We start from the raw sequence: 19,944 nt of genomic DNA, 5'->3' as shown, positions 1-19,944 counted from the left end.
AGATAGCCGCTACAGGACATGTGGGCGCTGCTTGATCAGCGCATTCAGGGCGAGCCCGGCGGCACTCAGGATTAGAAAGCACAGGGCTAGCGCGGTGGTCAGGTTGGCGGTGGCCAGGTTGATCACCAGGCTGATCAGGCCGCCGCACATGAAAATCAGCAAGCTACCGGCAGAGGTCGCCGTGCCAGCCAGTTGCGGGTAGAGGCTCATGGCCTTGGAGTTGGCAATGGGTCGACAGATGGTGGTGCCGGCTGTGCAGATCAACATCGGGATCAGCACCGTGGCGGCCGACAGGCCGAACTGCCAGGCCAGCCAGAGCATGACCAGACCTGAAACAGTGATCAGCAACAGGCCAGTGTTGATTTGCCGGTCGGCGTCCATTTTGCGATGCAGGATACTGGCAATCACTCCGCCGCAGACGTAGGCCGCGCCATATAGCAGCAATGCCCAGGCGAATTGATACGTCGACAGGTTCAAGCGCTCCATGAAGATCAGGGGCGACATCACGATAAACGAGAAATGGCAGGCAAAGGCCAGGGCGGAAATCAACCAATAGCTGACGAAACGGAGGTCGGAAAACAGCAGCCAATAGCCGTTGAAGAACTGTAGCGGTGAAGGGCGATGGCTGCTGCGCGAGTCGTGCAGCAGGCGTGCGGACCAGAGCCACACCACTGTGGCTAACACGATAAACACGTAAAAACTCGCCTGCCATCCGCCATAAATTTGCAGCCAGGTGCCCATCAGTGGCGAGCTTGAGATGAACACTCCGCCGGCGGTGGTCATCCAGATTCGAATCCGTTGCAGCTCCCGTCCTGTAAACAAGTCCTGGATAAGCGCCTGCGACAGGGCAAACGCCCCGCACCCTACGGCCTGAACCACGCGAAAGCCGATAAACCAATTGAAATCCGGGGCCAGCAAACAACCGGCTGCACCCAGCGCCGATAAGGCAATACCTGCCAGCAGCAGTTTTTTGCGGCCGAACATGTCAGACAACGGGCCTATCAGCAGCAACGAGACGGCCAGGCCAATGGCAAAAATGCTGACGGACTGGGCGATTTCTGAAGGCGTGTGGCCAAAGTGATTGGAGAGGGCGGGAAAGGACGGCAGGACTACGTCGAGGGGGAAGACGGCGAGCAGGGTCATGGTCATCAACAGTACGATGAAATATGACTTGTTCGATGTGGCTGTACTAATAGGCATCAACCGGACCGCTCTATCCTTCCTTGCTGGGGGGAAGAGAGTCGGTTTGGCGGCAAGGGAAGTCAATGGAAGTGGCAGTGGGAAACATCTGAAAGGCCCGTAGGATCAGTCGTTGACTGTTCCTACGGGGAGCATCCCGCTGTCAGCTATTAGGCAGCAAGCGACAAGTAATGCTCTTGATATACCGAGTCTCGACAATCGCCGGATGCACCGGGTGGTCCGGGCCCTGGCCGCCGCGTTCGAGCATCTGGATATTGCGGTCCAGGTGACGGGCGCTGGTCAGCAGGATGTTTTGCAGATCGTCTTCCGGCAGGTGCATCGAGCACGAAGCGCTGACCAGGATTCCGTCCTTGCTGAGCAGGCGCATGGCTTGCTCGTTGAGGCGGCGGTAGGCGCCTTCGCCGTTTTTCATGTCTTTTTTGCGTTTGATGAAAGCCGGCGGGTCGGCGACGATCACGTCGAAGCGTTCTTCGCTGGCTTTCAGTTCCTTGAGGGCCTCGAACACGTCGCCTTCGATGCAGGTCATCTTCTCGGCAAAGCCGTTCAGCGCGGCGTTGCGCTCTACGCCGTCGAGGGCGAAGGCCGAAGCGTCGACGCAGAACACTTCACTGGCGCCAAAGGCTGCAGCTTGCACGCCCCAGCCGCCGATGTAGCTGTACAGGTCGAGCACGCGCTTGCCTTTGGCATACGGGGCCAGGCGGGCGCGGTTCATGCGGTGGTCGTAGAACCAGCCGGTTTTCTGGCCCTGGATCACCGGGGCTTCGAATTTCACGCCGTTCTCTTCCAGCGCCACCCACTCCGGCACCAGGCCGAAAACCGTTTCGACGTAGCGGTTGAGGCCCTCGGCGTCGCGTGCGGCGGAGTCGTTCTTGAACAGAATGCCGCTGGGCTTGAGCACCTGGGTGAGGGCCGCGATCACGTCTTCTTTATGCGCTTCCATGGTCGCCGAAGCGATCTGCACCACCAGGATGTCGCCGAAACGGTCGACCACCAGGCCCGGCAGCAGGTCGGAATCACCGTAGACCAGGCGGTAGAACGGCTTGTCGAACAGGCGATCACGCAGGGACAGCGCGACGTTGAGGCGGTGCACCAGCAGTGACTTGTCCAGCGGCAACTTGATGTCGCGCGACAGCAGGCGGGCGCAGATCAGGTTGTTCGGGCTCATGGCCACGATGCCCAGGGTCTTGCCGCCGGCTGCTTCCAGGATAGCCTGGTCGCCTGCCTGGAAGCCGTGAAGTGGGGTGGCGGCCACGTCGATTTCATTGCTGTAGACCCACAGGTGGCCGTTGCGCAAACGACGATCGGCGTTGGCTTTGAGACGCAGGCTTGGCAGGGACATGACGTCGCTCCGGAAAAAAGAGCGGGAGTATACCCTTTGCGCACTCTTTCATGTGGGAGCTGGCTCGCCTGCGATGCGGGCGGTGCGGTGTATCAGACGTACGGTGGTGATGCTATCGCAGGCAAGCCAGCTCCCACATTCGATCGGGTTTCACTTGGGTTTTTGGGTGTCGGTCACGGCTGCATAAGGGGTAGAATTCGCGCCTAGTCCAGAGTGTGTATTTATGTCCCAAGAGCTTTCCGCCGAGCAGATTCAACAGGCCCTGCAAGGCATCAGCGTGCCGCCCCAACCGCAAATCATGGTGGATTTGCAGATGGAGCAGTACATGCCCGACCCGGACCTGGAAGTGATCGCACGGTTGATCTCCCAGGACCCGGGCTTGTCTGGTGCGCTGCTGAAGATCGTCAATTCGCCGTATTACGGCCTGAGCAACAAAATTGCATCGATCCAGCGTGCGGTAAACCTGTTGGGCAGCCGCTCGATCATCAACTTGATCAACGCGCAGTCGATCAAGGGCGAGATGAGCGACGACACCATCGTTACCCTCAACCGTTTCTGGGACACCGCCCAGGATGTGGCGATGACCTGCCTCACGCTGGCCAAGCGCACCGGCTCGCAAACCGTCGACGAAGCCTATGCCTTGGGCCTGTTCCACGATTGCGGCGTACCGTTGATGCTCAAGCGTTTTCCCAACTACATGTCTGTGCTGGAACAGGCTTACGCCAACGCCGGCCCGGATTGCCGCGTGGTCGATACCGAAAACAACGCGTTCCACACCAACCACGCAGTGGTCGGCTACTACACCGCCAAGTCCTGGCGCCTGCCGGAGCATGTCACCGACGCCATCGCCAATCACCACAACGCCCTGGCGATTTTCAGCGATGAGTCGTCGCGCAACCCGCAGCTCAAGAACCTGCTGGCTATCTTGAAGATGGCCGAGCATATCTGTTCGTCGTTTCGCGTACTGGGGAACCAGGCGGTGGACCATGAGTGGAATGCAATCGGGCACCTGGTGCTGGATTACGTGGGCCTGTCGGATTACGACTTCGAAAGCCTGAAGTTGTCGATCCGCGAACTGGGCGCGCACTGAACCGTCATTCAAGAGGTACACATGCCCGAGTTACCTGAAGTCGAAACCACCCGACGCGGCATTGCCCCGCACCTGGAAGGCCAACGCGTCAGCCGCGTGGTGGTGCGTGAGCGGCGCCTGCGCTGGCCGATCCCGGAAGACCTGGATGTGCGCCTGTCTGGCCAGCGCATCGTGCTGGTGGAGCGGCGGGCCAAGTACCTGTTGATCAATGCTGAAGTGGGCACCTTGATCAGTCACTTGGGTATGTCGGGCAACCTGCGTCTGGTTGAGGTCGGTATGCCCGCGGCCAAGCATGAACATGTGGATATCGAGTTGGAGTCGGGGATGGCCCTGCGCTACACCGACCCTCGGCGTTTCGGCGCGATGCTCTGGAGCCAGGATCCGCACAACCACGAACTGCTGCTGCGTCTGGGCCCGGAGCCGTTGACCGAGCTGTTTGATGGCGAGCGTTTGTTCCAGCTGTCACGCGGCAAGTCCATGGCGGTGAAGCCGTTCATCATGGACAACGCGGTGGTGGTGGGCGTGGGCAATATCTATGCGACAGAGGCGTTGTTTGCGGCGGGGATTGATCCGCGTCGCGCCGCTGGTGGTATTTCACGCGGGCGCTATTTGAAATTGGCGATTGAGATCAAGCGGGTGCTGGCCGCCGCTATCGAGCGGGGCGGCACCACGCTGCGCGACTTTATCGGCGGTGATGGGCAGCCGGGGTATTTCCAGCAGGAACTGTTCGTGTATGGCCGTGGCGGCGAGGCGTGCAAGGTCTGCGGGAGCGAGTTGCGCAATGTGGTGCTGGGGCAGCGGGCGAGTGTGTTTTGCCCCAAGTGCCAGAGCTGATTGCTGGGTGAGGGCTGAGATCGCTATCGCAGGCAAGCCAGCTCCCACATTTGAATGTATTCACATATCCAAGTGTGGGAGCTGGCTTGCCTGCGATCAGGCCTTTACGGGCAATGAAAAGGCTTAGGCCTTACCGGTAATCTTGCGGTACTTCTCCATCAACTGCTCTTCAGTCTCTGGGTGCGCTTCATCCAGCGGAATGCAATCAACCGGGCAAACCTGCTGGCACTGCGGTTCGTCGTAGTGGCCGACGCACTGGGTGCACAGGTTGGGGTCGATCACGTAGATCTCTTCGCCTTGGGAAATGGCGGCGTTCGGGCACTCGGGTTCGCAGACGTCGCAGTTGATGCAATCGTCGGTGATGATCAGGGACATGGAAACTCCTGCCAGGGCACTCTGCCAAGGCATCTGAAAACTAATGCGCGCAATTGTGCCGCATTGGCGCCCGCAGTGCGAGCAGGCACCGATTGAGCGGTCTTACTTCTTGAAGCGCAATGTCAGTGCGTCAGCCACGGCAGGATGCACGAACTTGGTGATATCTCCGCCCAAAGCAGCAATTTCACGAACTAACGTCGAGGAAATGAACGAATAACGCTCCGACGGCGTGAGGAACAGGCTTTCCACGTCCGGCGCCAGTTGGCGGTTCATGTTGGCCAGCTGGAATTCGTATTCGAAATCCGACACCGCCCGCAAGCCACGCAAGAACACATTGGCGTTCTGCTCCTTGGCGAAATGTGCCAGCAGGGTGGAAAAACCCACCACTTCCACATTCGGCAGGTGCTTGGTGACCTCTTGCGCCAGCTCCACACGTTGTTCCAGGGGAAACAGCGGGTTTTTCTTGGGGCTGGCTGCGACCGCGATGATCACATGGTCGAACAGGCGAGAGGCGCGTTCGACCAGGTCGCCATGGCCTTTGGTAATCGGGTCGAAGGTACCTGGGTACAACACTCGGTTCATCGCGTCGTCCTGGCGGAGTCCGTTGGGGAACCGGATGGTATCGCAGCCATCCCGGTCGGCCAAGTCGACTTACGTAGATAAATGCCGTGAATCGAACGGTTTTTCACGCTGTTTTCAGACGTTCGGCCAAGGCTGACGCCAGTTGGGCGCTCAATCCATACACCGACAACTGGGGATTTGCGCCGATGCTGGTAGGAAACAGCGAGCCGTCATGAATCGAAAGGTTACGCAGTTGGTGGTGGCGACCGAGGCTGTCGGTTACCGCATGCTTCGGATCTTCGCCCATGGCACAGCCGCCCATCACATGGGCACTGCCAAGGGTTGTGCGGTGCAACTCCAGGTTCAAACCGTCAATCATGCTGCGCGCTTCGGCCAGGCTGTTCACGTACCGTGCGTCGTGATGCAACGGTTTGACCGATTTGGCCCCTGCCGCGAACTGAATCTCGGCCATGCTGTGGAAGGCCCGGCGCAGGCCGTCCCAGGCGTAGGGCGAAACCTGATAATCAAGCACGGGTGTGCCATCGCCGCGTAAATCCACGCTGCCGCCCGGGCTGTCGGGGTGAAAGCCGTCGCGCAGCAGGGCGAGCATGGCGTGGGTGTGAGGCAGTTGGCTCATGTCCAACGCGTTCTGTTTGCCGTAGCCGCCAAACAAGGTGCTGGCCAATCCTGGGTGTAAGGGTGGCGCTTCGAGCTTGTAGGACATTTTGCCGGTAGTGCCGTCCTGCCATTGGAAATGGTCGGAGTAAATCGACTGCGGCGCACCGTAGAACGGGTTGATCACTTCGTCGAACAGCCCCGCCGAGAAGTTGACCAGGTGCAAGAAGGTCCGCTTGCCCAGCCGCGAATGCGGGTCGGGCGCGTCCGAGCGCATCAGCAGGGCCGGGCTATTGATACCGCCGCCCGACAGCACGTAATGCCTGGCTTTTACGCTGATCTTGCGCCCGGTCGGCGCCACGCAGCGCTCGTCCATGGCCACGCATTCCAGGCTGCTGATGGTGTCGCCGCTGTATTTGAGCTGCTCGGCGCGGGCGAGGTACAGCAGTTCGCCGCCTTTCTCCAGGGTGGAGGGGATGGTCGTCACCAGCATCGATTGTTTGGCGTTCACCGGGCAACCCATGCCGCAATAACCCAGGTTGAAGCAGCCGCGCACATTGCGCGGGATCACATGCCAGCTGTAGCCAAGCTTTTCGCAGCCTTTGCGGATCACATCGTTGTTGGCATTCGGTGGAAGCGCCCAGGGTGCGATGCCCAGGCGTTGTTCCATTTTTTCGAACCAGGGCGCCATCTCGGCGCTGCTGTGGCCCTTCACCGCGTATTCGCTGGCCCAGTGGGCGAGGGTGGCGTCGGGTGTACGAAAGCTGGAGGTCCAGTTGATCAAGGTGGTGCCGCCCACCGCCCGACCTTGCAGGATGGTGATGGCGCCGTCCTTGCTCATGCGGCCGATGCCTTCCTGGTAGAGGCTGGCGTAGGCTTCGTCTTCGAGCAGCTTGAAGTCACTGCTGGTCTTGAGTGGGCCCTCTTCGATCAGCAACACCTTGTAGCCAGCGGCGCTGAGAATCTCGGCGGTGGTGCCACCACCGGCACCGCTGCCGATGATGGCCACATCGGCTTCCAGGGTCAGGTCGTTGTCGAGGGCGGCGCCATTGTGGGTTTTCCAGCCACGGGCCAGGCCATCGCGGAACAGATCGGGTACGGGCATCAGGGTCGTCTCTGGTTTTTATTGTGAGGGATGCGAATCAGATCTTCGGCGGGCCGGGATAACCGCAATGGGCCCAGGAGGCGGGCCGGAAATACCAGGCCATGATCACCAACTTGAGCAGCGAGCCCTGGCCCATGCGCAGCAGGTTCAGGTAGCTGTTTTCCCAGCGGTGCAGGAAGTTGCGGATCTGCTCGCTGCTGGCATTTTCCCAACTGCCCCAGATACCGGTCAGCGGGCCGCGGGTGATGCCCATGCCCAGCACGTCGAATAACTGCTGGGTGAGCTTGAACATCTCCGGCGACAAGTTTTGCAGGCTGTAGTCGAGTTTTTTCAGGGTGTCTTCAATGCCTGCGACCACTGTCTCGGCGCTGGCCGCACCCTCCAGCAGCACTGGGATCACTGCGCGCAAGAACGGCAAATCACTGGCGCGCAACATCGCGAAGCCGCTGGCCGGCGTACTGCTGGAGCAACCGCTGAGGCTGGCACCAAGCCCGGCCGTGGCGAGGAAAGCGCTGGCGCACAAGCCGATTTTCAAGACCCCGCGCCGAGACAGTGCGGGTGAATCGTTCAGGCTGGGGTTCATTGTTTTTATCGTCCTGAAGGGGGTGGTTATCAGCGGATAAACAACTTCTGGATCAATTTCTGAATCGATTTGCCGTAAGGGGGGTAGATCAACTTCGCCGCGTTCAGGCGCTGTTTAACCAGCACGCCCTTGGCCTTGCTGAATGTCAGGAAGCCTTCATGGCCGTGGTAATGGCCCATGCCCGACGGGCCGATGCCACCAAATGGCATGTCGTCCTGGGCTACGTGCAGCAAGGTGTCGTTCAGGCATACGCCGCCGGAATGGGTCTCATGGAGCACACGCTCCTGCTCGCTCTTGTTGTAGCCGAAGTAATACAGGGCCAGTGGGCGTGGGCGCTGGTTGATGTAGGCAAAGGCTTGGTCAAGGCCGCGATACGGCACGATGGGCAAGAGCGGGCCGAAAATCTCGTCCTGCATGACGGTCATGTCGTCGCTGACATTCAGCAGCAGGCTGTGGGCCATACGTCGAGCCTGGCCTTGCTCGTACAGTGGGACCAGGGTGGCGCCCTTGTCGGTGGCATCCTTGGCGTAGGCATTGAGCCGGGCCAGTTGCCGCTCGTTGATGATGGCGGTGTAGTCAGGGTTGTCGGCCAGGGTCGGATAAAACCCACGTACGGCCTTGGAATACGCCTCGACAAACCCTGCGACGCGGTCCTCCGGTACCAACACATAGTCTGGCGCCACACAGGTTTGCCCGGCATTCAGGGCTTTGCCGAAGGCGATGCGCTCGGCGGCGTCCTTGAGCGGTACATCGGCCGAGACGATGGCTGGTGACTTGCCGCCCAGTTCCAGGGTGACCGGCGTGAGGTTTTCGGCCGCCGCACGCATCACGTGTTTGCCAATGCTGGTGGCGCCGGTAAACAGCAGGTGATCGAAGCGCAATTTGGAAAACGCCATGCCCACTTCGGCTTCGCCCAGCACCACGCACACCAGGTCCTCGGGGAAGATCCTGGCCAGCAGCGCCTTGAGCAGTTCGCCGGTGGCCGGTGTGGACTCGCTGAGCTTGAGCATCACCCGGTTGCCGGCGGCCAAAGCCCCGACCAGCGGGCCGATAGCCAGATACAACGGGTAGTTCCACGGCACGATGACGCCGACGACGCCCAAGGGTTGATAAATGACTTTTGCCGAGGCGGGCTGGAAGGCAATGCCTACAGCGCGGCGGGAGGGTTTCATCCAGCCCTTGAGGTGTTTGCTGGCATAGTGAATGCCATGCAGGCTGGGCATCAATTCGGCGAACAGGGTTTCGTCTGCGCTGCGATGGCTGAAGTCCTGGCTGATCGCAGTGATCAGCGCCTGGCGTTCGTTGCTGAGCACATCGCGCAGGGCCTTGAGCCATTGTTGGCGTTGCGCAGCTGGTGGCATCGGGTTGGCGGCGTAGGCGCGACGCTGGGCTTCGAACAGCTTCTGGAGGTGGTCCAAGGCCTGGGCATCTTGCAGGTAGGCAACGTTGGCAGACATGGCGCAGTTCCCGATTGTTATAGGTCTGCCTGGATTTTTAGAGTCATTGCTCTAAATTGTCAAATAACATTGCAGTAACATCCAGATTTAACCTGGCCAGCATAGGCCGTAAGATGCCCCATCCCGTGTTTGGAAGCTGATCCCCCATGGCACCACGAGTAAAGACCAGCGAGCGCATTGTGCAAACCAGCCTGGAGCTTTTTAACCAGCAGGGCGAGCGCAGTGTCAGCACCAACCATATCGCCGCCCATATGGAGATTTCTCCGGGCAACCTGTACTACCACTTCCCCAACAAGCAGGCGATCATCGCCGTGCTGTTTCGCGAATATGAAGCCCTGGTGGACAGTTTCCTGCGCCCGCCCCAGGGGCGCACGATGGTGGTGGAGGACAAGCGCTTTTATCTGCAAGCCGTACTGGCGGGCATGTGGCGCTATCGTTTCCTGCACCGCGACCTCGAACATCTGCTGGAGAGCGATCCGGAACTGGCCACGGGCTATCGGCGGTTTTCCCAGCGTTGCCTGATCCAGGGCGGTGCCATTTACCAGGGGTTTGTCGATGCCGGCATTCTGAATATGGACCCGGTGCAAACCGAAGCCCTGACCCTGAATGCCTGGATCATCCTGACTTCCTGGGTGCGGTTCCTGTGCACCACCAACGAAAAGTCCACCCACCTGAGCGCCGAGGCGATCAAGCGCGGGGTGTACCAGGTGCTGGTGTTGGAGGCGGGGTTTGTCACGCCCCAGGCCAAAGAAGCGGTGGATGCGTTGTTCAAGGAATTTTACGTGCCCCTGAACCAGGCACTGGAAGAAGTGAAGTAAGACCTTTCCCCTTTGTATTCACAGGAGTCAGTCATGCCGCTTGCCCAACTGATCAGCCCCCAGCAATTGGCCGAGCGCCAGAAGTCGGCAGGGCTGGTGATCCTGGATTGCCGCTTTGCCCTGGAAGACCCGGATTACGGCCTGTGCAGCTACGCCGAAGGGCATATCGAGGGCGCGCAATACGCCGACCTGGAGCGCCATCTGAGTGGCCCGGTGACCAAGGGCTTGACCGGCCGCCATCCTTTGCCTGCGGCGGACACCTTCGCCAAACAGCTGCGAGCTTGGGGCATCAGCGCCGACACCGATGTGGTGCTGTATGACGACGGCCCCGGTGCCTATGCCGCCCGTGCCTGGTGGCTGCTGGCCTGGCTGGGTAAGCGTGATGGGGTGTTTATTCTCGATGGTGGCCTCAAGGCCTGGCACAGCGCCGGTTTCCCCTTGAGTCTGGATGCGCCGCTGACCGAGCCGGGCACCTTCACTGGTGCGCCGGATAATCGACTGGTGCTGGATGCCGAGCATTTGCAAAAACGTCTGGGTCAGCCCGGCCTGACCTTGATCGACGCCCGCGCCCAGGCGCGTTTTCGTGGCGAAGTAGAGCCCATCGATCCGATTGCCGGGCACATCCCTGGCGCGCAGTGCGCGGCATTCACTGAAAACCTGGGCAGTGATGGTCGTTTCTTGCCGGCCGAGCAACTCAAGCAACGCTATGCCGCGCAATTGCAGGGGCGCCCGCCGCAGGAGTTGGTGGCGTATTGCGGTTCGGGGGTGACGGCGTGCCATAACCTGTTTGCGCTGGCGTTGGCGGGGTATCCGTTGGGCAAGTTGTATGCGGGGTCGTGGAGTGAGTGGATTACGGATCCGGCGCGGGAAATTGCAACAGGCGACTGAGCAATTGGCCCTGTAAACCCTCCCACATTTTTAACTGCGTTGTGTCAGTAACCACTGTGGGATGCGGCGTTCCAAGTAATAGCCGGGACGTTTCAGTGAACCCTCCACAAAGCCCACATGCCCACCCTTTGTCAGCAATTCAAACTCGGTGCACTCCGACAGCTCACTCGCTTCCGGCAGGCTATGAGCAAACACAAACGGATCATCGGCGGCCTGGATGATCAGTGTTGGTGTGCGGATATCGCCCAGGTAGTAGCGGCTGGAGGCGCGGCGATAGTAATCCTCAGCACTCAAGAAGCCATGCAACGGCGCAGTCACTCGCCCATCGAAGTCCCAGAACGTGCGCATCTTCTCCAGGGAGCCCAGTGCCTCCAGGGTTTTCAGACCTTCCTCACGTCCATCTTGCAAAAACTGGCGTTGCTTTACGCGAATGTACGCCAGCATCTCGCGCATGAAGTGCTTCTGGTAGATCCGCGAAAACCCCAGCCCGATGCGATCAGCGCATTGGTCCAGGCGGAACGGCACCGAGACCGCCGCCGCGCCTTGCAGCCCCGAAGTCACGCCGGTTTCGCCCAAGTGCTTGAGCAACACATTGCCGCCCAGGGAATACCCCACGGCATACAGCGGTGCCAGTGGCCGTTTGGCGCGCAGATGGGCAATCGCCGCGGCCAGGTCTTCGCTGGCCCCGGAGTGATAACTGCGCGCCAGAAGGTTGGGCTCGCCCGAGCAGCCGCGCCAGTTCAGCGCAACGCTGGCCCAACCTTGGCCGGCGAGGGCTTGTTGCAGGCCGGCCACATAGGGCGAATTGGACGAACCGGTCAGCCCATGCAGCACCAGTACCAACGGTGCGTGCAGGTCATGGGGACCATGCCAGTCGAGGTCGAGGAAGTCGCCGTCTTCAAGCCATAGACGTTCGCGTTGGCGTTCGATATGGGTCGCCGGGCGCCACAGCGGCCCCCACAGTGTTTGCAGGTGCGGGTTGCCGAGGCCGAAGGCGGGTTTGAACAAATCGGAAGAGGGGGTCATGAAACTCTCGGTAGCCAGTGAGCTCGCCGTGGCAAGCTCCCCTGCCACAGGTTAAGCGGCGTTTTCGACCAAGCGGTGCCACAACGCGTAATACACCCGCCCGGACTTTTGCTCCCGATGCAGGCGCCAACTGCCCGGCAGGCCGAGCGTTGACGGCGCGGTCTCGCTTTCAGTGTAGATCCAGGCATCCGGTGCCAGCCACTGGCGCTCTTCGAGCAAAGCACACACAGTCGGCAGCAGGTTCTGGTTGAACGGCGGGTCGAGGAACACCACGTCGTATTCAGTCACCGCCTGGGTTTCCAGGTAGCGCAGCGCGTCAGCCGTCTGTACCTGGCCGGTGGTGCAACGCAGCGTGCCCAGGTGTTCCTTGAGGCTGGACACCGCCACATTGCTGGCATCCAACGCCTGGCCCTGGGCTGCGCCACGGGACAGCGCCTCCAGGAACAGCGCGCCACTGCCGGCGAACGGGTCCAGCACCTTGGCCCCGCCGATGTATGGCGCCAGCCAGTTGAACAGGGTTTCACGCACGCGATCCGGCGTCGGGCGCAGGCCTACGACGTCGGGGAAGCTCAGCTTGCGGCTGCCCCATTCACCGCCAATGATGCGCAGTTGGCCCACACCGTTATGCACGTTGTGGACAGGTTTTTTCGGGCGAGATGAACTGGCCATTAATGCTCCGGAACCCCGAGCGGCTGCTCGGCAGGTTTATCAGTGGGGGGCGGTAGTGGCTTTTGCGCAATCGTCGGGCCGGCGGTCACGATGACCATCTTGTCGGCGCTCAAGTGTTTGTTCATTGCAGCCTTGACCTGCTCTACGGTCAGGGCCTGGGATTGTTTCATGAAATCTTCCAGATAGCTCAGCGGCAGGTTGTAAAAACCCATGGCGCCCAGCTGCCCGACGATATCGGCGTTGCTGGCGGTGGACAGCGGGAAGCTGCCGGCCAGTTCGCGCTTGGCGTCGTCCAGTTCTTTTTGCGTGGGGCCGTTCTTGAGGTAGTCAGCCAGTACATCCTCAACCAGGCGCAGGGTGCCGCCGCTCATTTCGGCGCGGGTCTGCAGGTTGATCATGAACGGGCCGCGCACCTGCATCGGCGAGAAACCGGAGTACACGCCGTAGGTCAGGCCGCGTTTCTCGCGCACTTCGCTCATCAAGCGGGTACCGAAGCCACCGCCGCCGAGGATCTGGTTGCCCAGGGACAGAGCTGCGTAGTCCGGATCGGCGCGGTCGATGCCCAATTGCGCAAACAGCAGGTGGGTTTGCTTGGAGGGAAACTCGATACGGCTCAGGCCGGCTTTTGGCTCGGTCGGTTGAGCGATCTTGGCCATGGCCGGGCCCTTGGGCAGTGAGGCCGACACTTTGGCCGTCATGGCCTCGGCCTCGGCGCGAGTCAGGTCGCCGACCACCGCAATCACAGCATTACCCGCCGCGTAGGCTTTGGCGTGGAATGCCTTCAACTGCGCCAGGGTGATCTTCGGCACACTCTCGGGGGTGCCTTCGCTCGGGTGCGCGTAAGGGTGATCGCCGTACAGGCGCTTGAACAGTTCGATGCTCGCCAGCTTGGCGGGGTTCTGCTTCTGATACTCGAAGCCGGCCAGGATCTGGTTCTTGATCCGCGCCAGGGAGTCTGCCGGGAACGTCGGTTGGCCAATAACCTGGTCGAACAGTGCCAGGGCTGCGGTGCGTTTATCGCTGTCGCTCAGGCTGCGCAGGGTGACCAGCGCCATGTCGCGGTAGGCACCATTGCCGAAGTCGGCGCCGAGGCCCTCAAAGCCACTGGCGATCTGGCTGACATCCTTGCCCGGCACGCCTTCGTTGAGCATGGCGTTGGTCATCAGCGCCAGGCCCGGTGTGTCGCCATCCTGGCTGCTGCCGGCGGCGAACAGGATGCGCATGTCGAACATCGGCAGTTCATGGGCTTCGACAAACAGTACCTTGGCGCCTTCGGCGGTGGTCCAGGTTTGCACATCGAGCTTGCGGTTGGTTGGCGCCTTGCCGTCCAGTTCCGCCAGCGACTGCAGGGTGCTGGCCGATTGGGCCTTTTCCAGAGCCTGGCTGGCGACCGACTCGCTCGGGCGCAGGAAATACACGGCACTGGCCGCAATCAGGGTGACTGCGATCAGGCTGGGCAGGATCAGGCGGCTGCTTTTACGATCACTCATGAGCGGTCTCCTCAGGCAAAACATGGGCGACGCTCAGACGTTCGCGGGTGAAATAGGTGCGCGCAGCTTTCTGGATATCTTCTGGCGTCACGCTTTGCAGGTCGGCCAGTTCGGTGTCCATCAGCTTCCAGGACAGGCCGACGGTTTCCAGGGAGCCGATGGCAGTGGCCTGGCTGGTGATGGAGTCGCGCTGGTACACCAGGCCGGCGATGACCTGAGCACGGATGCGCTCCAGTTCTTCAGCGGTCGGCGGCTTGGCTTTCAACTCATCAAGCAGGCGCCACAGGCCGGCTTCGGCTTGGGCGACGGTCTTTTGTTTCTGCTGGTTGGGCGTGGCCGAGAGCATGAACAACGTATCGCCACGGGTATAGGCGTCGTAGTTGGTGGACGCGGCGGATACCAGCTCCTCACCACGTTCCAGTTGCTCGGAGATACGTGCACTGTAGCCGCCGTCCAACAGGGCCGAGATCAGGCGCAAGGCTTGCACCGAGCGTTTGTCTTCGGCGGTGGCCAGGCCCGGTACGTTGAAGCCCAGGAACACGCTTGGCAGTTGGGTCTGCACCCGCAGGGTCAGCAGGCGCTCGCCGGGTTCGGCCAGCTCCAGTGGGATCTTCGCCGGTGGCACATCACGCTTGGGGATCGGGCCGAAGTACCGCTGGGCCAGGCTTTTCACCTCGTCCGGGGTCACATCGCCGACCACTACCAGGGTAGCGTTGTTGGGCACATACCAGGATTGGTACCAGTGGCGCAGCTCCTCGACCTTCATGCGCTCAAGGTCAGCCATCCAGCCAATGGTCGGCGTGTGGTAGCCGCTGGCCGGGAAGGCCATGGCCTTGAAGCGCTCATAGGCCTTGGACATCGGGTTGTCGTCGGTGCGCAGGCGGCGTTCTTCCTTGATTACCTCGATTTCGCGGCTGAACTCGTCGGCCGGCAGGCGCAGGCTGGCCATGCGGTCGGCTTCCAGCTCAAAGGCCACGCCCAGGCGGTCGCGGGCCAGCACCTGGTAATACGCGGTGTAGTCATCGCTGGTGAACGCGTTTTCTTCGGCGCCCAGGTCACGCAGGATCAGCGAGGCTTCGCCGGGGCCGACCTTGGCGCTGCCTTTGAACATCATGTGTTCAAGGGCGTGGGACAAACCGGTCTGGCCTGGGGTTTCGTAGCTTGAACCAACCTTGTACCAGACCTGGGAAACCACCACTGGCGCGCGATGGTCTTCGCGCACGACCACTTTAAGGCCGTTATCCAGAGTAAATTCATGGGTGGGTTGTGGGTCGGCAGCGAAGGCTGAAAGGGGCAGACAAACTGTGCTGAGCAGCAGGCCTGCGGCGCGGCGGGCTAGAGCATTCATTCGTTTTTTAACCTGTTGGGCTGCCCGCTTGGTCTTAGCGTCGGCGGGCGAGGAGGTGCTAGGATACTGATCCGATTTAGGGACGGCCACTGCGGTCGTCATCTAGTCCTGGGTTCAGTCGTAGGAAAGTTGGAGTAGTTGGCGTTTTTCCCCGACAATCTTCCACGTTTCGCCGATTTTATCGCTTCAGTCCCATATTGAAACGATTTGCCAAGGCACTTATTTACGCCTTACAAAATGTTGCGCATGAACAAGCGGGCGTTAAAGCAGTCTGTTCTGCATCGAATTTATTTACCGAGGCGCCCTGGCGCATCGCTACTTTGAGATAGCCGTCCTCCATGTTTGGTTCCAACGACGACAAGAAGAGCCCAGCTGCGGCTGGCGAGAAAAAAGGCCTGTTCGGATGGCTGCGCAAAAAGCCGCAGGAAACCGTCGTCGAACAGCCACAGGTTCAAGCCGAGCCTATTCCAGAGCCTATAGTAGAAGCCGAGCCGGTTGCCGAGACGCCGGCGCCGGTGGTGTTGCCCATCGCGGAGCCGGTATTGCAGCCGGTGGTCGAGGCAGAACCCGAGCCGGAGCCCGAGCCCGAGCACAAACCGTGGCTTGCGCTACCGGTAGCCGAAGAGCCGGTGGCACTGGTTGAAGATGTGCAGGCTGAACACGTGACGCCGCCCATTCCGGTGGCGCCACCGGTAGAGGTAGTGGTCCAGACGCCGCCAGCGGTCGAAATCCCGGTTGAAGTGCCTGCTGTCGTTGCCGCGCCTGCTGTGATCGAAGAGCCTGTCGCGCCTGCCGAAACCAGCAAGAGCGGCTTTTTCGCCCGCCTCAAGCAGGGCCTGAGCAAGACCAGCGCCAGCATCGGCGAAGGTATGGCCAGCCTGTTTCTGGGCAAGAAGGTCATTGACGATGAACTGCTGGAAGACATCGAAACCCGCCTGCTCACCGCTGATGTGGGGGTCGAAGCCACCGCCGTAATCATCCAGAGCCTGACCCAGAAGGTCGCGCGCAAGCAACTGACCGACGCCGATGCGTTGTACAAATCCTTGCAGGCCGAACTGGCTGCAATGCTCAAGCCCGTGGAAGCGCCGCTGGTGATCACCCCGAACAAGCCGTTCGTGATCCTGGTGGTCGGCGTCAACGGCGCGGGCAAAACCACCACCATCGGCAAGCTGGCCAAGAAGCTGCAGGGCGAGGGCAAGAAAGTCATGCTCGCCGCCGGTGACACCTTCCGTGCCGCCGCCGTCGAGCAGTTGCAGGTATGGGGCGAACGCAACAAGATCCCGGTGATCGCCCAGCACACCGGTGCCGATTCCGCTTCGGTGATCTTCGATGCCGTGCAAGCTGCCAAGGCGCGTAATATCGACGTGTTGATCGCCGATACCGCCGGGCGCCTGCACACCAAAGACAACCTGATGGAAGAGCTGAAGAAAGTCCGCCGTGTGATCAGCAAGCTCGACGCCGATGCGCCGCATGAAGTCTTGCTGGTGCTCGACGCCGGTACTGGTCAGAACGCCATCAGCCAGGCCAAACAATTCAACCAGACGGTGCAGCTGACCGGCCTGGCATTGACTAAGCTCGACGGCACGGCCAAAGGCGGAGTGATTTTCGCCCTGGCCAAACAGTTCGGGTTGCCGATTCGTTATATCGGTGTCGGTGAAGGTATCGACGACCTGCGCACCTTTGAAGCCGAACCCTTTGTACAGGCACTGTTTGCCGAGCGGGAGCGTTCATGATTCGATTTGAACAGGTCGGTAAACGCTATGCCAACGGGCATGTGGGCTTGCATGAGCTGAGCTTTCGAGTGCGTCGCGGCGAGTTCTTGTTTGTCACCGGTCACTCGGGCGCTGGCAAAAGCACGCTGTTGCGCCTGTTACTCGCCATGGAGCGCCCGACCACCGGCAAGTTGCTGCTGGCGGGCCAGGACCTGGCTACCATCAGCAATGCGCAAATTCCGTTTCTACGCCGCCAGATCGGCGTGGTGTTCCAGAATCACCAGCTGCTGTTCGATCGCACGGTGTTCAACAACATCGCGCTGCCGCTGCAGATTCTCGGGCTGTCCAAAGCCGAAATCGTCAAGCGCGTGGATTCGGCGCTGGAGCGCGTGGCCTTGTCGGACAAGACCGACCTTTACCCGGGGGACCTGTCCACCGGCCAGCAACAGCGCGTCGGTATTGCCCGCGCCATCGTCCACCGCCCGGCCTTGCTGCTGGCGGACGAACCCACCGGTAACCTCGACCCGCGCCTGGCGGCCGAGATCATGGGGGTGTTCGAAGACATCAATCGGCTGGGCACCAGCGTATTGATCGCCAGCCACGACCTGGCCCTGATCGCCCGTATGCGCCATCGCATGTTGACCTTGCAACGCGGCCGCTTGATCGGTGATGGGGAGGCTGGCGTATGAGTGCTACCCGTAGCCCCAAAGTATCCGAACGCGTGGCACCCAAGCCTGCCGATCCGCAACCGCCGAAGAAAAAGCGTGACGAAGACGATGGCCCGGACTTCGGCACCTTGCTGCACGCCTGGATCGAAAGCCATCGCGCCAGCCTGCTTGACAGCCTGCGGCGCCTGGGCAAACAGCCGATCGGCAGCTTTTTCACCTGCCTGGTCATGGCCGTAGCCTTGAGCCTGCCGATGGGCTTGTCGCTGCTGCTTAATAATGTGGAACGCCTCGGCGGTTCCTGGCAGCGGGCGGCGCAGATATCGCTGTACCTGAACCTGGACACCAGCAGCAAGGACGGCGAAGCGCTGCGCGACGACATCAAGAACATTCCGGGCGTGGCGGATGCCGAATACATCAGCCGCGATCAAGCCCTTGAAGAGTTCCAGCAGCAATCCGGCCTGGGCGAGGCGCTCAAGGAACTGCCGCAGAACCCGCTGCCGGGCGTGGTGCTGGTGACGCCGAATGAGGTCGACAAGCCGGCGCTGGAGGCCCTGCGACAAAAACTCGCAGAGATGCCCAAGGTGCAACAGGCCCAACTTGATCTAGTCTGGGTAGAGCGCCTGGCCGCGATCCTCAAGCTGGGTGACCGCTTTGTGTTCGGCCTGACGGTGTTATTAGTGTCTGCATTACTTTTGGTGATAGGTAATACCATTCGTCTTCATATTGAAAACCGTCGCACCGAGATAGAAGTGATTAAACTGGTCGGCGGCACGGACAGCTATGTACGCCGTCCTTTCCTGTACATGGGCGCGCTTTATGGCCTGGGTGCCGGGGTGTTGTCCTGGGGCGTGCTGGCGTTTGGCCTGAATTGGTTGAACGACGCGGTTGTCGGGCTGGCCGGTTTGTATGGCAGTGATTTTGCCCTGGCCGGGGTGCCGGTAGCCGATGGTCTGAGTCTCTTGCTTGGCGCGGTGTTGTTGGGGTATATCGGTGCCTGGATTGCGGTAGCACGGCATTTACGTGAACTGGCGCCGAAGTAGTTAATGCCAGATTAATGTGGTTTCGTTTGTATTGACCGTATCAGTGGTTTAGGGAACTTGTCCTACGGTTCCCAGGTCAATTTTCGCAGTGCTGAACTGCACGAGTTATGTGAGTCGGAGGTTTTTTCGTATGACCACTTCTTTGCAACCTGCTTATGCCTTGGTCCCGGGTGCGAACCTGGAGGCCTATGTGCACACGGTCAACAGCATTCCATTGCTGACACCCGAGCAGGAGCGTGAACTGGCCGAGAGTCTCTACTATGAGCAGGATTTGGGGGCGGCTCGGCAGATGGTGCTCGCCCACCTGCGTTTTGTCGTACATATCGCCCGTAGCTATAGCGGCTACGGCCTGGCCCAGGCTGACCTGATTCAGGAAGGCAACGTTGGCCTGATGAAGGCTGTAAAGCGCTTCAACCCTGAAATGGGTGTGCGCCTGGTGTCGTTTGCCGTGCACTGGATCAAGGCGGAAATCCACGAGTTCATCCTGCGCAACTGGCGCATCGTGAAAGTGGCGACCACCAAGGCCCAGCGCAAGCTGTTCTTCAATCTGCGCAGCCAGAAAAAACGCCTGGCGTGGCTGAACAACGAAGAAGTCCACCGCGTGGCCGAAAGCCTCGGTGTGGAGCCTCGTGAAGTGCGCGAGATGGAAAGCCGCCTGACCGGCCATGACATGGCCTTCGACCCAGCCGCCGAAGCGGATGACGACAGCGCCTTCCAATCGCCTGCCAACTACCTGGAAGACCACCGGTACGACCCGGCGCGTCAACTGGAAGATGCCGACTGGAGCGACAATTCCAACCACAACCTGCACGAAGCGCTGGAAGTGCTGGACGAACGCAGCCGTGACATTCTCTACCAGCGCTGGCTGGCGGAAGAGAAAGCCACGCTGCATGACCTGGCGCAGAAGTACAACGTGTCGGCTGAGCGGATTCGTCAGCTTGAGAAAAGCGCGATGAACAAGTTGAAGTTGTCGATTGCTGCGTAAAGCGCTGTGAACAAAAAATGCCCCGATCGAAAGACCGGGGCATTTTTGTTTGTGTTCGAAAGTTTCAAATCCGGCACAGTCCACTGTGGGAGCTGGCTTGCCTGCGATAGCGGTGTGTCAGTTTGCAGATGAGTTGGCTGA

19 protein-coding genes are annotated in these 19,944 nt (G+C 60.5%); 8 read left to right on the top strand and 11 right to left on the bottom strand.

The genetic code is table 11. The features are described from left to right. Positions 1-9: 9 nt before the first annotated feature. Positions 10-1,200 (bottom strand): MFS transporter, encoded by a 1,191-nt coding sequence (locus tag PSEBG33_RS01625; protein ID WP_005792303.1) that lies wholly within the window; start codon positions 1,198-1,200, stop codon positions 10-12. Positions 1,201-1,342: 142 nt separating this feature from the next. Further along, positions 1,343-2,539, bottom strand: coding sequence for a class I SAM-dependent rRNA methyltransferase (locus PSEBG33_RS01630; protein ID WP_005792302.1), 1,197 nt, complete (start codon positions 2,537-2,539; stop codon positions 1,343-1,345). A gap of 277 nt (positions 2,540-2,816) precedes the next feature. Between PSEBG33_RS01630 and PSEBG33_RS01635 the strand changes: the two genes are divergently transcribed. Together PSEBG33_RS01635 and mutM are read left to right on the top strand one after the other, a co-directional pair. After that, on the top strand, positions 2,817-3,629 hold the full coding sequence (locus PSEBG33_RS01635) for an HDOD domain-containing protein (protein ID WP_194440714.1): 813 nt from the start codon (positions 2,817-2,819) through the stop codon (positions 3,627-3,629). Positions 3,630-3,650: 21 nt separating this feature from the next. Continuing rightward, positions 3,651-4,463: a bifunctional DNA-formamidopyrimidine glycosylase/DNA-(apurinic or apyrimidinic site) lyase gene (mutM, locus tag PSEBG33_RS01640; RefSeq protein ID WP_005792299.1), complete on the top strand. Its 813-nt coding sequence runs from the start codon at positions 3,651-3,653 to the stop codon at positions 4,461-4,463. A 123-nt stretch (positions 4,464-4,586) separates the two neighbouring features. On the opposite strand, the gene PSEBG33_RS01645 is transcribed toward mutM, so the two are convergent. From PSEBG33_RS01645 to PSEBG33_RS01665, 5 genes are all read right to left on the bottom strand, one after another. After that, entirely contained in the window at positions 4,587-4,838 is a 252-nt protein-coding gene (locus tag PSEBG33_RS01645) for a YfhL family 4Fe-4S dicluster ferredoxin (protein WP_003195146.1), read from the bottom strand. A gap of 102 nt (positions 4,839-4,940) precedes the next feature. Then, complete coding sequence (gene coaD / locus PSEBG33_RS01650) at positions 4,941-5,420, bottom strand: pantetheine-phosphate adenylyltransferase (protein WP_003195136.1); 480 nt, start codon at positions 5,418-5,420, stop codon at positions 4,941-4,943. 103 nt (positions 5,421-5,523) lie between these two features. After that, on the bottom strand, positions 5,524-7,119 hold the full coding sequence (locus PSEBG33_RS01655) for a GMC family oxidoreductase (protein WP_005792297.1): 1,596 nt from the start codon (positions 7,117-7,119) through the stop codon (positions 5,524-5,526). A 37-nt stretch (positions 7,120-7,156) separates the two neighbouring features. Continuing rightward, a complete protein-coding gene (locus PSEBG33_RS01660; RefSeq protein WP_005792296.1) occupies positions 7,157-7,702 on the bottom strand; it encodes a hypothetical protein in 546 nt (181 codons plus the stop codon). A 29-nt stretch (positions 7,703-7,731) separates the two neighbouring features. Then, complete coding sequence (locus PSEBG33_RS01665) at positions 7,732-9,159, bottom strand: coniferyl aldehyde dehydrogenase (protein WP_005792295.1); 1,428 nt, start codon at positions 9,157-9,159, stop codon at positions 7,732-7,734. A 146-nt stretch (positions 9,160-9,305) separates the two neighbouring features. Here PSEBG33_RS01665 and PSEBG33_RS01670 point away from each other — a divergent pair, with 146 nt between their 5' ends. Continuing rightward, positions 9,306-9,977, top strand: coding sequence for a TetR/AcrR family transcriptional regulator (locus tag PSEBG33_RS01670; protein ID WP_005792294.1), 672 nt, complete (start codon positions 9,306-9,308; stop codon positions 9,975-9,977). A gap of 33 nt (positions 9,978-10,010) precedes the next feature. After that, complete coding sequence (locus PSEBG33_RS01675) at positions 10,011-10,865, top strand: sulfurtransferase (protein WP_005792293.1); 855 nt, start codon at positions 10,011-10,013, stop codon at positions 10,863-10,865. Positions 10,866-10,895: 30 nt separating this feature from the next. Here PSEBG33_RS01675 and PSEBG33_RS01680 read toward each other — a convergent pair whose 3' ends face one another. The 4 genes from PSEBG33_RS01680 to PSEBG33_RS01695 are packed head-to-tail and all read right to left on the bottom strand — an operon-like array spanning position 10,896 to position 15,398. Beyond that, positions 10,896-11,891: a hydrolase gene (locus tag PSEBG33_RS01680; RefSeq protein WP_005792292.1), complete on the bottom strand. Its 996-nt coding sequence runs from the start codon at positions 11,889-11,891 to the stop codon at positions 10,896-10,898. A gap of 51 nt (positions 11,892-11,942) precedes the next feature. Continuing rightward, positions 11,943-12,560, bottom strand: a complete 618-nt coding sequence (rsmD, locus tag PSEBG33_RS01685; protein ID WP_005792291.1) for a 16S rRNA (guanine(966)-N(2))-methyltransferase RsmD — start codon at positions 12,558-12,560, stop codon at positions 11,943-11,945. Continuing rightward, a complete protein-coding gene (locus PSEBG33_RS01690) occupies positions 12,560-14,050 on the bottom strand; it encodes a M16 family metallopeptidase (RefSeq protein ID WP_005792290.1) in 1,491 nt (496 codons plus the stop codon). Before PSEBG33_RS01690 ends, rsmD begins: the two co-directional genes overlap by 1 nt. Further along, the gene (locus tag PSEBG33_RS01695) at positions 14,043-15,398 is read right to left on the bottom strand and encodes a M16 family metallopeptidase (protein WP_005792289.1); all 1,356 of its coding nucleotides are present in this window, start codon (positions 15,396-15,398) and stop codon (positions 14,043-14,045) included. The genes PSEBG33_RS01690 and PSEBG33_RS01695 overlap by 8 nt, the downstream gene beginning before the upstream one ends. A gap of 338 nt (positions 15,399-15,736) precedes the next feature. Here PSEBG33_RS01695 and ftsY point away from each other — a divergent pair, with 338 nt between their 5' ends. The 4 genes from ftsY to rpoH all read left to right on the top strand — a co-directional run bounded on the left by ftsY (position 15,737) and on the right by rpoH (position 19,803). Continuing rightward, positions 15,737-17,131 (top strand): signal recognition particle-docking protein FtsY, encoded by a 1,395-nt coding sequence (gene ftsY / locus PSEBG33_RS01700; protein ID WP_005792288.1) that lies wholly within the window; start codon positions 15,737-15,739, stop codon positions 17,129-17,131. Continuing rightward, a complete protein-coding gene (ftsE, locus tag PSEBG33_RS01705; RefSeq protein WP_003213784.1) occupies positions 17,128-17,799 on the top strand; it encodes a cell division ATP-binding protein FtsE in 672 nt (223 codons plus the stop codon). The genes ftsY and ftsE overlap by 4 nt, the downstream gene beginning before the upstream one ends. Further along, complete coding sequence (gene ftsX / locus PSEBG33_RS01710) at positions 17,796-18,818, top strand: permease-like cell division protein FtsX (RefSeq protein ID WP_005792287.1); 1,023 nt, start codon at positions 17,796-17,798, stop codon at positions 18,816-18,818. Before ftsE ends, ftsX begins: the two co-directional genes overlap by 4 nt. 130 nt (positions 18,819-18,948) lie before the next feature. Further along, entirely contained in the window at positions 18,949-19,803 is an 855-nt protein-coding gene (gene rpoH, locus PSEBG33_RS01715) for an RNA polymerase sigma factor RpoH (protein ID WP_005792286.1), read from the top strand. Positions 19,804-19,944 lie beyond the last annotated feature (141 nt).

The organism is Pseudomonas synxantha BG33R (genome assembly GCF_000263715.2).
Lineage (GTDB): Bacteria > Pseudomonadota > Gammaproteobacteria > Pseudomonadales > Pseudomonadaceae > Aquipseudomonas > Aquipseudomonas synxantha_A.
Note: the sequence above shows the minus strand (reverse complement) of the source record. Positions and strands in the feature narration are given on the sequence as shown.

Coding starts and splice junctions, on each gene's coding strand:
- PSEBG33_RS01690 (WP_005792290.1), bottom strand. CDS start 14,050: ATGAGTGATCGTAAAAGCAGCCGCCTGATCCTGCCCAGCCTGATCGCA.
- PSEBG33_RS01645 (WP_003195146.1), bottom strand. CDS start 4,838: ATGTCCCTGATCATCACCGACGATTGCATCAACTGCGACGTCTGCGAA.
- PSEBG33_RS01675 (WP_005792293.1), top strand. CDS start 10,011: ATGCCGCTTGCCCAACTGATCAGCCCCCAGCAATTGGCCGAGCGCCAG.
- PSEBG33_RS01680 (WP_005792292.1), bottom strand. CDS start 11,891: ATGACCCCCTCTTCCGATTTGTTCAAACCCGCCTTCGGCCTCGGCAAC.
- PSEBG33_RS01695 (WP_005792289.1), bottom strand. CDS start 15,398: ATGAATGCTCTAGCCCGCCGCGCCGCAGGCCTGCTGCTCAGCACAGTT.
- ftsY (WP_005792288.1), top strand. CDS start 15,737: ATGTTTGGTTCCAACGACGACAAGAAGAGCCCAGCTGCGGCTGGCGAG.
- PSEBG33_RS01670 (WP_005792294.1), top strand. CDS start 9,306: ATGGCACCACGAGTAAAGACCAGCGAGCGCATTGTGCAAACCAGCCTG.
- rpoH (WP_005792286.1), top strand. CDS start 18,949: ATGACCACTTCTTTGCAACCTGCTTATGCCTTGGTCCCGGGTGCGAAC.
- ftsX (WP_005792287.1), top strand. CDS start 17,796: ATGAGTGCTACCCGTAGCCCCAAAGTATCCGAACGCGTGGCACCCAAG.
- mutM (WP_005792299.1), top strand. CDS start 3,651: ATGCCCGAGTTACCTGAAGTCGAAACCACCCGACGCGGCATTGCCCCG.
- PSEBG33_RS01665 (WP_005792295.1), bottom strand. CDS start 9,159: ATGTCTGCCAACGTTGCCTACCTGCAAGATGCCCAGGCCTTGGACCAC.
- rsmD (WP_005792291.1), bottom strand. CDS start 12,560: ATGGCCAGTTCATCTCGCCCGAAAAAACCTGTCCACAACGTGCATAAC.
- coaD (WP_003195136.1), bottom strand. CDS start 5,420: ATGAACCGAGTGTTGTACCCAGGTACCTTCGACCCGATTACCAAAGGC.
- PSEBG33_RS01655 (WP_005792297.1), bottom strand. CDS start 7,119: ATGCCCGTACCCGATCTGTTCCGCGATGGCCTGGCCCGTGGCTGGAAA.
- PSEBG33_RS01625 (WP_005792303.1), bottom strand. CDS start 1,200: ATGCCTATTAGTACAGCCACATCGAACAAGTCATATTTCATCGTACTG.
- PSEBG33_RS01630 (WP_005792302.1), bottom strand. CDS start 2,539: ATGTCCCTGCCAAGCCTGCGTCTCAAAGCCAACGCCGATCGTCGTTTG.
- PSEBG33_RS01660 (WP_005792296.1), bottom strand. CDS start 7,702: ATGAACCCCAGCCTGAACGATTCACCCGCACTGTCTCGGCGCGGGGTC.
- ftsE (WP_003213784.1), top strand. CDS start 17,128: ATGATTCGATTTGAACAGGTCGGTAAACGCTATGCCAACGGGCATGTG.